Here is a 13,151-nt window from a genome sequence, read left to right as displayed (position 1 = left end):
GCCGATCCGATCGCCATGCGCATCCTTGCCGTAGAAGACGACCCTATTCTCGCCAACGGCCTTCAGGTCGGTCTGACCACCTATGGCTGGACCGTCGATGTCGCCCGCACCGTCCAGGACGCCCTGGCCGCTCTGGACTGTTCCAGCTTCGACGCCGTCGTGCTGGATCTCGGCCTGCCCGACGGCGACGGTCTGGAGGTGCTGCGCTTCGTCCGACGCCGCGAGATGGCGGTGGCGGTGCTGCTCCTGACCGCCCGGGACTCCGCACCCGATCGCGTCGAGGGCCTGGATGCGGGCGCCGACGACTACCTCGGCAAACCTTTCGATCTGGAGGAACTCGCGGCGCGGCTGAGAGCGGTCCGTCGCAGGGTCCTCGGGCGGGCGTCCGCGCCCTTGAAACACGGCGATCTCGTTCTCGATCCGAAGGCCCGTCTCGCCTGGCTGGGCGACCGGGACGTCCCCCTCTCGCGCCGCGAGTTCGCGATCCTGGAGGCCCTTATCGAGCGTCCGGGCCAGGTGTTGTCACGCGGACAACTGGAAGAGAGGCTCTATGGCTGGCAGGAAGATATCGGCAGCAATGCCGTGGAAGTGCACATCCACCATCTGCGCGCCAAATTCGGCGCCGATCTGATCCGAACGATGCGCGGCCTGGGATACGCCTTGCGATGAGCTCGATTCGCCTCAGACTGTTCGTCATCCTCGCCCTTGCCTCGACGGTCGTCTGGAGCCTGGCGGCGGGCTGGGTCTATGTCCGCACCCAGCACGAGGTCGAGCGCGTCCTCGACGCCCGCCTGATTGAGGCCTCGCGCATGGTGTCGTCCCTGCTGTCCAGCGGCGATGTCGCCCGCGTACCGTCGGACGCCGCGGCGCTGGCGTCCGCCACGAGCCGAACCTCCTACGCCCGCCAGCTGTCCTGCCAGATCTGGTCGCTTGACGGCGCGCTCATCGGTCGTTCGGACGGGGCTCCGGGTTCGCGTCTCACGACCGCTGCGACGGGGTTCTCCGAGACGGTGATCGACGGGGAGCGCTGGCGTGTCTATGCCGTCGAGAACCGCGAGGCCGGCGTCCGCGTCCTGGTCGGCGACAATCTCGGCATGCGCGACCATCTGGTTCAGAGCGTGATCGCAGGCCTGATCGCCCCGGCCGGGCTGGGGCTGCTGGCGATGGCGGGCCTGATCTGGATGTCGGTGGGTCGCGGCCTTGCCCCGATCCGGTCGGTCACCCGCGCCATCGCCGCGCGCGACGCCGATGACCTGACCCCGGTCATGACGCCCGAGGCCGCCGACGAACTCAAGCCGTTCACCGACGCCCTGAACGGCCTCATCGGGCGTCTGGACGCGGCGCGACAGCGCGAGTCGCAATTCATCTCCGCTGCGGCGCATGAACTGCGCACCCCCCTCGCCGGCCTGCGCGTCCAGGCCCAGATCGCCGCCGCCGCCAAGGACAAGACCGTGCGCGACGGCGCCTTGGCGCAGATGACCGAGTCCGTCGATCGCACCGCGCGACTGGTCAGCCAGTTGCTGGAAATGTCGCGCAGCGAGGCCCTCTCATCGACCCTGGAAGAGCGACGCTGGATCCCGCTGGCCGACCTCTGGCCGGATCTCATCAAGCGGGCGGGAGACCACCCCGGCATCGCGATCCATCCGCCCGGCCCCTTGAGCCTGCACGCGCAACCTCATCCGCTCTCCGTCATCCTCGGCAACCTGTTGTCCAACGCCGCCACCTATGCCGAATCCCGCGTCGAGGTCCGCCTGGAGACCGACGGACATTTGACCCGACTGATCGTCGAAGACGACGGCCCCGGCGTCGGCTTCTCCGATCTGACCAGCCTCGGCCATCGCTTCTTCCGGGCGGCCAACGCCCGTCCGGGCGGCAACGGCTTGGGGCTGTCAATCGCCCAGGCCTGCGCGCGCGCTCAAGGCTGGCGGATGGACTATGCGCGCTCGGCGCTTGGGGGGCTGCGGGTTGACCTGATCATGCCCGTAACCGACGTGCGCGCCGAGGTCTGAAACGGACCTTGCCCCCAGCACGTCGGCAACATCGACGTTCGTCGAACGCCCCGCCCCGACCCCAATCACGGTCCGCCCCGACCTGACGCCGGATTTGCTCTCGCCGCGGAGCGACCGGTGGTCGTAAAAATGGTGGGCCTAATCCAGCCTTAAGACTGCCTTAAGGTAGGAAGTGTGGCTCCTGCGGCAAAACGTCGGGAGAAAAACGCATGAGGCTCGGAATGATCGCGGTCGCGCTTGGACTGGTGGTCGCGGCCGCGCCGCGCCCGGCTCTGGCCCAGGATCGCGCCTTCACCCTGTTGCACACCAACGACATGCACGGGCGTCATACGCCTTTCCCGGTCGCGCCGGGCGACGCCACCGCCCAGACGGGCGATCCCGGCCGCGACCCGGCCCAGTTCGACCGGGCCGCCATGATCGGCGGCTTCGCCTACCTCGCCTCCGCGATCGAAACCGTGCGCCGGAAGGTCGGGCCCGACTCGGTGCTGCTTCTGGACGGCGGCGACACCTTCAGCGACGACCTGGTCGGGAACGCCACGCGAGGCGAGGCGATGATCCGGCTGATGAACGCGGTCGGCTATCGCTTCATGGCCCTGGGCAACCACGACTTCGACTACGGGCTGGACCGGACCAGGGAATTGCAGGCCTTGGCGGACTTTCCGATGCGGGGGGCCAACGCCCTGGCGGACGGCGAACCCATATTCGGACGGCCGTGGGAGCTGTTCGAGGTCGGCGGCGTGCGGATCGCCGTGCTGGCCCTCAGCTATCACAACACCGGGGAAACAGGGTCCAAGGCCAATACCCGCGGCGTGACCTTCACTAATGGCATCGACGCGGCGCGCGCGTGGATGCCGCAGATGCGCGAGGCCGCCGAAGTGGTGGTGGTCCTGTCGCATCAGGGCACCGCCGTGGATCGCGAGATGGCGCGACAGGTTCCGGACATCGATCTGATCGTGGCCGCTCATTCGCACGACCGGATCGATCCCCCCGAGCGCGAGAACGGGGTCTGGATCGCCCAGGCCGTGTCCGATGCGGCCGCTCTTGGCGAGCTGACCGTCACCGTGGACGCGGACGGCGAGGTGTCGGCGGTCGAGGGCAAGGTGACCGACCTCTGGAACGACCGGATCGACCCGGATCCCCGCATCGCCGCCCTGGTGTCCGATCTGGACGGACCCCATCGCGCCCGCCTCGATGAGGTCCTGGCCACGGCCTATGATCGGATCGGACGCCAGTACAAATCTGAAAGCCCCTTCGACGTTCTGGTCGGCGACCTGCTGCGCGAACGCACGGGCGCGGACATCGCCTTCATGCCCGGCGTAGGTTACGGCGTTTCCATCACCCCGGGACCGGTCACGCGCGAGCGCCTCGTCACCCTGCTGCCCCATCCGACCAGGATGGTGACGCTGCGTTTGACGGGCGCCCAGGTCCTGTCGATCCTCGAACAGAGCGCCACCAACCTCGGACCCGAGGTTGTCTTCGACCGCGTCGGAGGCCTGGTGCAGACCTCCGGTATCGGCTGGACCTTCGACCTCAACCGTCCAGCTGGACGGCGCGTCAGCGACGTCACGATCGATGGCCGCGCGATCGAAGCCGACCGGCTTTACCTCGCCGCCACCAATGTCGGCATGCTGGAAGGGCTGCATCGCTATGCCGCCTTCGCCCAGGGCCAGGACATCGAGGTGCACGACGTCAGCGTCACCCGGGTCGTCGAGGAGGGACTGGTTCGCCGCGGCGTCCTGACCGCCCCTGCCATGGGTAGGATTCGTCGTATTGGACCCGTCGCCCGATGATCGCACCGCTCCTCGCGGTCTTGGCGATATCCCATCCGGCCGCGGCGCAGTCGGCGCCGGTGATCGCTCCGGTGGCCCCCGCCACACCCTCGCGCTGGACCGTATCTGGCAGCCTGCGGGTTCGCGCGGAAACCCTGGCCGGCCAGTTCCGTCCGCGTTTCGCCGAACATGACGACGTCCTGTTCACCCGCGCGACCCTGGCCGTGGGCTACGACGCCGGTCGCGTTCGCTTCGGGACCGAATTGTACGATTCTCGGGCGTTCGGACAGGATCCCCTGTCCTCCGTGGGCACCAGCGAGGTCAACGGACTCGAACTGACGCAGGCCTTTGCCGATATCGATCTCGGCGACGACGGCTACAGCGTTCTCCGCCTGGGCCGAATGACGATGGACGTCGGGTCCAAGCGGCTGGTCTCGCGACAGAATTTCCGCAACACGACAAACAGCTATACGGGCGCGCGGCTTCAGACCCCGCTGGGGGGCGGGAACCTCACCGCGTTTTGGGTCATGCCCCAGTACCGCTTGCCCGACGACCGGGCCGGCGTGGAAGGCCATGCCGTCGAATGGGACCGCGAAAGCACCGACCTGCAGTTCTTTGGCGCGTCATGGGTGGGAGCGCTTGATGATCGGGCCACCACCCTGGAAATCTACGGCTATGGGCTGAACGAACAGGATGACCCGGCCCTGCAGACCCGGGACAGGCGGCTGTTGACGCCCGGCTTTCGCTTGCGTCGGGGGCCCCGGGCCGGTCGCGTGGATTTCGAGCTCGAGGCCGCGGGACAGGTCGGCACGGCACGGCGGACGGCCGCCGTGGCCGACACGCGCGATCTGGACGTCGGCGCCTGGTTCATGCACGCCGAAGTGGGCCGAACCTTCGATCGCGTCTGGAAGCCCCGGCTGGCGGTCCAGTATGACCACGCCAGCGGCGACGAAGGCGGAGACCATTACGCGCGGTTTGATCCACTGTTCGGCGCCCGTCGGTTCGAGTTCGGCCCCGCCGGGCTCTACGGGCCCGTCTCGCGCCAGAACCTGAGGTCGCCCGGCGCCCGGGTCGAGGTCAGGCCCTCCCGCCGGTTCGAGGCGATGGTGATGTACAGGGGGCTCTGGCTGGACAGCCCGACCGACGCCCTCGGCCTGACCTTGGTCGCCGACCCTTCGGGTCGCTCTGGGCGGTTCGCCGGGCAGCAGATCGAAGCGCGGGCGCGATATGCGCTGCGACCCGATGGCGTCTGGCTGGAAGTCGGAGCGGCCCGCCTGTTCAAGGGGCGGGTTCTGACCGACGCGCCCGGCGCGCCCGATACCGGCGATACCGTCTATGGATATGCAGATGTCACCGTCGCATTCTGATCCGGGAGAACGCGCGTGTCGGTGACGATCGGCCTTTTGCTGGCTCTCAGCTTCCTCGTGTCCCTGCTGGCGCTGGCCTTCCTGATCTGGGCGGTGACCAACCGTCAGATGGAACTGCACCAGGGTCAGGCCTATACGGTGTTCGTCCCCGGCGAGGCCGGACAGGCCGACGACGCCACCATGGCCGGCGACGACCCACAGGCCCTCGGCCCGCACCACTATGACACCGCGCGGGCGGGGATCGACGCGGTCTCGCGACGGCCCGTTCTGGTCCTGCTGGCGAGCGGCATCTTCTGGCTTGTGCTGGGGTCCGTGTTCGGGGTCATGGCCTCGCTCAAACTGCACTGGCCGGACTGGCTTTCGGCCTATGGTCCCCTGACCTTCGGGCGGGTCCGGACCCTGCATCTGAACATGGTGGCCTACGGCTGGCTGTCGCTGACCGGCATCGGGGTGGCGATATGGATCGCGCCGCGCATCTTCCACACCGCGCTGCGTCATCCGCGCCTTCCGATCCTGGGCGCCGCGCTCTGGAACATCGCCCTGGCCGCCGGGGCCGCGGCCATCGCTTCCGGCTGGACCGACGGCGAGGAATGGCTGGAGATTCCCTGGCAGATCGACATCCTGCTGGCCGCCGCCGGGGCCTGTTTCGTCCTGCCCCTGCTGCGAACAGCGCTGAATCGCAACGTCGGCCACATCTATGTGACCGGCTGGTACTATCTTGGCGCCCTGTGCTGGTTTCCGATCCTGTTCTTCATCGCCAACCTGCCCGGCCTGCATTCGGGCGTGCAGGAAGCCACCGTGAACTGGTGGTTCGCCCACAATGTCCTGGGTCTGTGGCTCACCCCCCTCGGGGTCGGCGCAGCCTATTATTTCATTCCCAAGATCATCGGCAAGCCGATCTATTCCTACAGCCTGTCGCTGCTCGGCTTCTGGGCCCTGGCCCTCTTCTACAGCCAGGTCGGCATCCACCATCTGATCGGCGGCCCGGTCCCCACCTGGGTCGTCACCCTGTCCATCGTCCACAGCGTGATGATGTTCGTCCCGGTGATCGCCGTGGCCGTCAATCAGCACGTCACAGTCGCGCGCAACCTCTGGGTCTTCAAGGCTTCCATCCCCCTCAGATTCATCTCCCTGGGCGCGCTCATGTACACGGCGGCCTCCTTCCAGGGGTCGATCGAGGCGCTGCGCAGCGTGAACACCGTGACCCACTTCACACAATACACGGTCGGCCACGCCCATCTCGGCGCCTATGGCTTCGTGTCCTTCGTTCTGTTCGGCGCGGTCTACCACACCCTGCCGCGGCTGACCGGTCGCGCCTGGCCCTGGCCCAGGATGATCGCGGCCCATTTCTGGCTCGTGGTCGCCGGCTTCGCCATCTATTTCGTCTCCCTCACCGTAGGGGGCGTCCTGCAGGGCCTGGCGATGCTGGATGCGACCCGTCCGTTCGCCGACAGCGTGACGGTGCTCAAACCCTATCTCGAGGCCCGTTCCTTGGGGGGAACCCTGATGACCCTGGGTCATTTGCTCTTCGCCGCCCATTTCCTGGCGGTGATCGTGCACGGTCGGGCGCCATCGTCAGCCTCGGACGTCTCTGATTCCCCGCCCGACACCGTTCCGGCGACCGCCGTATGAACCGCGTCATCCCCCTTGGCGTCCTCGCCCTCGCGATACTGGCCTTCGCCACCTTGCTACTGGTGATCCTGCCGGGGATCCAAATCCGGACCGAGCCCCCGACGCCGGGTCTCGAGGCTTATACGGCGGCGGAACTGCGAGGTCGCGACATCTATGTCTCGCAAGGCTGCGTCTACTGTCACAGCCAGCAGCCCCGGTCGCTTGACCAGGCCCCCGACGCCGAACGAGGTTGGGGACGCGCCTCGGTGGCCTCGGACTATTTCTACGATCAGCCCCACCAGCTAGGCACCATGCGAACGGGGCCGGATCTCCAGAACGTCGGCGCGCGGCTTCCCAGCCGGGACTGGCACCTGACCCACCTCTACCAGCCCCGGGCCGTGTTCGACTGGAGCATAATGCCCGCCTATCCCTATCTTTTCGAGATCAAGGACGAGGCGGGCAAGGGTGATGTCGTCGTGGCCATGCCTCAAGGCTATGCGCCCGCGGGCAAGGTGGTGGTGGCCCGGTCCCAGGCCCTGGATCTCGTCGCCTATCTCAAGAGTCTGGATCGGACGTTCCCGGCGCCGCGCGCCGGGCTGAGAGACGATGGCTACAGCGAGAGGGGCGAGCCGCGATGATCCGCTTTCCCTGGACGCGGCGAACCCCCGAAGCGATCGAGCGGCGCGAGACGGACGAGGCCTATGAACCCTATGAAGAGTTTCGGCGCATCCCGCTCCCGGTGCTCTGGATCGCCATCGCCCTCGCTCTCTGGGGCGGATTCACCCTGTGGGACAACAGCCAGGCCGTCGCCACAGGCCGGACCAAACGCGCCGCCCAGATGGCCGAGATGCCCCGTCACGCGGTCAATTCCGGGGCGCAGATCTTCGAGGCCCGCTGCTCATCCTGCCATCAGCCCAACGCCATGGGCGTGCGCAGCGCGGTGCCGCCCCTGAAAGGCTCCGCCTTCGTCTCGGCCGATCCCCAGGTCGTGGTGCAGATCCTGCTCCACGGGATCGACGGCCCCATCGCCGTCAGCGGCCGAACCTTCAACGGCCATATGCCGAACTTCTCCAGCGTTCTGTCTGACGAGGAACTGGCCCGCGTCGCCTCGCATGTGCGCCAGACCTGGGGCGGCTCTGACGCTCCGGTCACCCCTGCCTTCGTCGCGACCCAGCGTCGCCGCTTTCCGAACCGGGGGGCATGGCGCGGCGGCGCAGAGATAACGTCCGTCCTAGCGCCGGCCCTGGCGCCGCAACCCGTCTTCGTCGCGCCACCCCCGGCGGCGATCGACGCCGGAGTGATCCGTCTGATCAACGAGGGGCGAGGCGACGCCTGGTCCTGTGCCTCCTGCCACGGCGTCCAGGGCCAGGGCAGCGAGACCGTGCCCCGTCTCGCCGGCCTGCCCTCGGCCTATATCGTCAAACAGCTGAACGACTATATCGCCGGCGCCCGCGAGAACGAGTCGATGGCCATCGTGGCCTCCGCCCTGTCACCGGACGAGCGGCGCGCGCTGGGGGATTATTATGCCCGGCTGCGGGCCCCTTCCACGGCCCGGCCGTCCCTCGGCGGCGACATCGCGCGGGGCGAACGCCTCGCGCTCTACGGCGACTGGTCCAAGAATGTGCCGGCCTGCTTCTCGTGCCACGGCCCCTCGGGCTTCGGAGTCGCGCCGCAGTTTCCCTCTCTGGCGGCTCAGCATCCCGCCTACACCGCCTCCCAGCTCTCCGCCTGGGTCGGGGGACAGCGCGACAATTCCCCGGTCGATCTGATGAACGAAGTCTCACGCAATCTGTCCGACGCCGATCGCCGCGCCGTGGCGGATTATCTGGCCACCTTGCCGCCCAATCCCGCTTCACCTCCTGACGACAGGCGCTAGACCATGTCCGATGACCCCAACTCCCCGCCACCCGCCACCGGCCCCGACAAGCCGCACAAGGGCAGTCTGGCCCGCGATGCGATTTTCGCCTTGGCCGGGGGGCTAGCCATCTTCGTGATCGGCACCCTCGTCATCGACGCCGGCTGGATACGGGATCGCAAAGGCAGCGACGGGGATGATGAAACCGGCTTCCAGCAAGCTGCCTATTTCCAGCCGCCGATGTCCTCGGCCATCCCGGACGGTCCCTCCGGCGACGCCATTCGGCGCGGCGAGGCGATCTTCATGAACACTCCGGCCAATGCCTCGGACTTCGTGGGCAACACCCTGTCGTGCGCGGCCTGCCATCTGGACGGCGGGCGACGGCCGGACTCAGCGCCGATGTGGGCCGCCTGGGTCGCCTATCCGAAATATCGTTCCAAAAACAAGCAAATCAACACCATGGAGGACCGGATCAAGGGCTGTTTCACCTATTCGATGAACGCCCAGGCCTCGCCCCACGGCGGGCCGCCGCCCGCCGGCGACGATGTGTATAAGGACCTTCAGACCTATATGCATTTCCTCGCCACCGGAGCTCCGACGGGTGTCGATATGCCGGGCTCCGGCTATCCGGACTTGGAGAAGACCCCCCTCGGCTATGATCCCGCGCGCGGGGCACAGGTCTTCGCCGCCAACTGCGCGGTCTGCCATTCCGCTGATGGTCAAGGCCGGACCGACGCCAACGGCCGCTCGGTCTTTCCGCCCCTTTGGGGCCCCCGATCCTATAACTGGGGCGCCGGAATGGCGCGCGTGAACACCGCGGCGGGCTTCATCAAGGCCAATATGCCACTTGGCCAGACCAACCGCCTTAGCGATCAGCAGGCTTGGGACGTGGCGGCCTATATCAACAGCCAGGAACGGCCCAAAGATCCCCGTCAGACCGGCTCCGTCGCCGAAACCGCGGCCCGCAACCATGCCGGCGAGGAGACCTTCTACGGTCGAACCTATCAGGGCCGCCTGCTGGGGGTCGGCGCGCAGCCCGTCCGCGCCAGGGCCGAGCCCTTTAACCCGGCGACCGGGCGCTAGAGCCGGTGCCCGCCACCGCCGTCACCCGGCAGTTGTTCGCCGTGGACGGGCTGTGGTGCGGCGGGTGCGCGCGAGGCCTGGAAAGCCGCTTGCGCGCGATCAACGGCGTGGTCAGCGCCGGCGTCCACTATGTCACCGCCTCGGCCCTCGTGCAGTGGGACCCGGACCGGTGCGACGCCGAAGCCGTCCATGACTGTGTGCGCCAGGCGGGCTATCGCCTGCTCGACCGCAGCGACCCCCTGACCATTCGCCAGCGACTGGACCGGGAGGTCCGATCACTCACGCTGCGCCTTGTCGTGGCCGTCGCTTTCGGCATGTGGTCCATGGCGTGCGCGGCGGTGCTCTATCTGGACCCGGGATTGTCCTCTTCCGTGGCGTGGTGGATCGCCTTGGCCAGCGGCGTCCTGGCCGCGCCCGTGATCGGTTTCAGCGGCGCCGGCATCGGGCGGATGGCGGTGCGGTCGATCCGTCTTCGCGCGCCCGGTCTGGACCTTTTGATCGGACTGGGCGTGGTCGGGTCGGTCGCGACCTCGGCGGTCCATCTCGCGAGAGGGGGCGCGCAGGTCTATTTCGACACCGCGACGATGCTGGTCACCTTGCTGGTGCTGGCCCGGTTGATCGAGACGCGCGTCCGCCGAAACGCGACAGACGCCACGCTCGCCCTGGGCCGGCCGTTCGACGACACGGCCGAGCGGCGCGATGACGGCGGAGGCTGGGAGCTGGTGGCCGGCGACCGGCTCGAGATCGGCGATGTCGTCCAGGTCCGCGCGGGCGGCGTGTCGACGGTCGATGGCGTCGTCGTGAGCGGGCAAAGCGCCGTGGATACCGCCATCTTGACGGGGGAAAGCGGCCCGAGCGCTCTCGGGGTCGGCGACCGCATCGTCGCCGGCGCGGTCAATCTCGTCCGCCCCCTTGAGGTGCGTGTCGATCGTCTCTCCGGCGACCGCGACGTCGACCGAATGGGCGGGCGGATCGCGCTGGAGCTGGCGGCGCGGGGAGAACCGATCGACAGCGTGAGCCGCGCGGCCGGCGCTCTGACGACCGCCATTCCCATCGTTTCGCTGCTCGTGGTTCTGGTCTCCACGATCATGACCCGTTCGATCGAGACCGGCCTGGTCCGGGGCCTGGTCGTCATGCTGGCGGCGTGCCCCTGCGCCCTGGCTCTCGCGGCGCCCCTGGTCCACCTGCGCAGCGGCGTGATCGCCGCCGGTGGGGGGTTTCGTCTGGCTGACGCCGGCGTCATCGAACGTCTGACCGGACCGCGCACGGCCATTTTCGACAAAACCGGCACGTTGACGGCTGGTCAGCCCCGGGTCCTGTCTGTCGAGGTCCGGGCCGGCTGGACCGAGGCGGAGGTCGTGGCGCTCGCGGCCCGGGCCGAGACGGGCCTCGACCATCCTCTGGCGCGGGCCATAACAGCGCGTAACGGCGGGCCCCTCGGGGCTGGAGGATCGCGTGGATCCCGCGACGCCCAGGCGCTCGACCCCGCCGGCCGCCGGATCCGGGTCGGCGGCGCACAAGGCGGCGCCGCGGAGGGCCTCACCCGGCTGCGGGTATGGTTGGACGATACCCCGGTGGGGGACCTGCTGATCGGGGACGCGATCGATCCCGAGGCCGGCGAAACCATCCTGGAACTGCGGCGACGCGGCATCGACGTCCTGCTGGCCACGGGCGACGCCGAAGGTCCGGCCCATGCCGTCGCCCGCGCGGTCGGCCTGGAACCGTCCAGTGTTTTCGCCGGCTGCACCCCCCTGTCCAAGGCCGAACTCGTCCGCCGCTCACGGGGCCCGGTGCTGTTCGTCGGCGACGGCGTGAACGACGGGCCGGCGCTGGCCGCTGCGGACTGCGGGATATCGGTCTCGCGGGCGCACACCGCGGCGTCGGCGACGGCCGCCGTCGTCATCACCCGCGGCGGGCTGGGCCGCGTGAGCGACGCCTTGAACCTCGCCGTCGCGGCAAGGCGACGGTTGCGACAAAACATCGTGCTCGCTCTTGCCTACAACGTCTTCGCGTTGCCGGCCGCGGCTCTGGGTCTGCTCAGTCCCGCCTGGGCCGCCGTCGCCATGATCGCCAGTTCCCTGGCGGTCACGGCCAATGCGTTGCGCCTCAAGATCGCCGACTAGGGGGGTGCGTCGCATGGAATTGTCGAGCCATCCGATGCGACAGCGCATCGTCTCGGAGATGCATCTCCGCCGGATGCCGCCCCTGACGCCGCCGTGCCGGATTCTGCAGGTGTTGCGTCTTGTCGAAGGCAAGGACCGGCAACTTGAATATGCGTCGGTCCTCGCCCTGGCCGCGCGGTCGGGCGATCAGGATCAGGTGTTCCCCCGCCATGGACGCGGCAGGATCGCCGGCGGACAGGTCTGGCTCTGGGAACGGCACAGCGAGGCCTCGACCTATACGATCATCTCCGAGGCGGCGGGCGAGCCCTTCTCCCTGACGCCTCATCCGTCCGTATTGCTGGACTGGCTTGAAGCTGCCCCGGGCCTGGTGATCCGCGCGGTCCAGATCGTGGTCGAGGCCGATGAGGCCTTTGCCGCTCGGGCCATCGCATGCCTCGATCCAGAGGACCTCATCAGCTGTCGAAAGGACGAGGCGCGCCTGTGGTCCGATTTCAAGGTCCATGATGACGGCTGGGGGCGTCTGGTGCTGGCCGCGGGCGGCATGCATCCGGCCGATCTGGGACGGCTGGCGCAGCGGGTCCAGGAGCTCGGCAACTACCGGAACCTGGCGCTGCTGGCCTTGCCGATGGTTCAGGAGCGAGCCGCCGACCTCGACCGACTGGAGGCCGCGCTGGTCGCCGTCTCGGACCGACTGACCCAGGACCGGAACGATCAGACGCTGCTCGACGAGATCAGCCGGCTGTCAGCCGAGGTCGCCAGCCTGACGGCGACCACCGCCTTCCGACTGGGCGCCATGGCGGCCTATTCCGGCATCGTGGCTGACCGGTTGCGAGATCTGGACTGCGTCCGCATCGAGGGCTTCCAGCGCCTGGACGACTTCATCGACCGCCGCCTGACCCCCGCGACCCGGACATGCCAGGCGTTCTCGGGACGCCTGGACGCCCTGGCCACGCGGCTGGAACGCGCGACGGCCCTGCTCAGGACGCGGATCGAGATGCGTGTCCAGGCCCAGAACACCGCCTTGCTGCATTCGGTCGAGCGGACCAGCGCGCGCCAATTGAAGCTCCAGCATCTGGTCGAGGGTCTGTCGGTCGTGGCCGTCAGCTATTATGCGCTGGGCCTCCTGGGGTATGGGCTCAAGCCGTTGGCGCATAGCTACGGCGTCTCGCCGGAAGCGCTGGCGGCGCTCGCGGCGCCAGTGACCGTCCTGTTGGTCTGGTACTATCTGCGACGTCGGGTCCGGCGGCTTGAGGGCGATGAAGCTCGCGGCCACCCGCCGTCCTGATCCCGTCGGAGAAGGCCCCGGGAAACCTCAGCGTCAGGCGGGTCCCCTA

The 13,151-nt window shown here is 68.4% G+C and carries 10 protein-coding genes; all 10 read left to right on the top strand.

Annotation, left to right across the window (positions count from 1 at the left end; all coding sequences use genetic code 11):
- The first annotated feature begins 15 nt into the window (after positions 1–15).
- Positions 16–669 (top strand): response regulator, encoded by a 654-nt coding sequence (locus PSV23_RS15415; RefSeq protein WP_300470704.1) that lies wholly within the window; start codon positions 16–18, stop codon positions 667–669.
- Positions 666–2,009, top strand: coding sequence for an ATP-binding protein (locus PSV23_RS15410; protein WP_300470701.1), 1,344 nt, complete (start codon positions 666–668; stop codon positions 2,007–2,009). The genes PSV23_RS15415 and PSV23_RS15410 overlap by 4 nt, the downstream gene beginning before the upstream one ends.
- A 209-nt stretch (positions 2,010–2,218) precedes the next feature.
- On the top strand, positions 2,219–3,799 hold the full coding sequence (locus PSV23_RS15405) for a bifunctional UDP-sugar hydrolase/5'-nucleotidase (protein WP_300470699.1): 1,581 nt from the start codon (positions 2,219–2,221) through the stop codon (positions 3,797–3,799).
- On the top strand, positions 3,796–5,145 hold the full coding sequence (locus PSV23_RS15400; protein ID WP_300470697.1) for an alginate export family protein: 1,350 nt from the start codon (positions 3,796–3,798) through the stop codon (positions 5,143–5,145). Before PSV23_RS15405 ends, PSV23_RS15400 begins: the two co-directional genes overlap by 4 nt.
- A 15-nt stretch (positions 5,146–5,160) precedes the next feature.
- On the top strand, positions 5,161–6,777 hold the full coding sequence (locus PSV23_RS15395) for a cbb3-type cytochrome c oxidase subunit I (protein ID WP_300470694.1): 1,617 nt from the start codon (positions 5,161–5,163) through the stop codon (positions 6,775–6,777).
- Positions 6,774–7,394: a cbb3-type cytochrome c oxidase subunit II gene (locus PSV23_RS15390; protein ID WP_300470692.1), complete on the top strand. Its 621-nt coding sequence runs from the start codon at positions 6,774–6,776 to the stop codon at positions 7,392–7,394. The genes PSV23_RS15395 and PSV23_RS15390 overlap by 4 nt, the downstream gene beginning before the upstream one ends.
- Positions 7,391–8,632 carry a c-type cytochrome gene (locus tag PSV23_RS15385; RefSeq protein ID WP_300470690.1) on the top strand — a complete coding sequence of 414 codons (1,242 nt, stop codon included), beginning with the start codon at positions 7,391–7,393 and terminating at the stop codon, positions 8,630–8,632. The genes PSV23_RS15390 and PSV23_RS15385 overlap by 4 nt, the downstream gene beginning before the upstream one ends.
- 3 nt (positions 8,633–8,635) lie before the next feature.
- A complete protein-coding gene (locus tag PSV23_RS15380; protein ID WP_300470688.1) occupies positions 8,636–9,694 on the top strand; it encodes a c-type cytochrome in 1,059 nt (352 codons plus the stop codon).
- Between the two features lie 5 nt (positions 9,695–9,699).
- Positions 9,700–11,817: an HAD-IC family P-type ATPase gene (locus PSV23_RS15375; RefSeq protein ID WP_300470686.1), complete on the top strand. Its 2,118-nt coding sequence runs from the start codon at positions 9,700–9,702 to the stop codon at positions 11,815–11,817.
- A gap of 34 nt (positions 11,818–11,851) precedes the next feature.
- The gene (locus tag PSV23_RS15370; RefSeq protein WP_300470684.1) at positions 11,852–13,102 is read left to right on the top strand and encodes a DUF3422 domain-containing protein; all 1,251 of its coding nucleotides are present in this window, start codon (positions 11,852–11,854) and stop codon (positions 13,100–13,102) included.
- Positions 13,103–13,151: the final 49 nt, after the last annotated feature.

Origin of the sequence: Brevundimonas sp. (assembly GCF_029946145.1) — a bacterium.
Taxonomy (GTDB): domain Bacteria; phylum Pseudomonadota; class Alphaproteobacteria; order Caulobacterales; family Caulobacteraceae; genus Brevundimonas.
The sequence above is the reverse complement of the archived record's forward strand: the minus strand, read 5'-3'. Positions and strand labels throughout refer to the sequence as shown.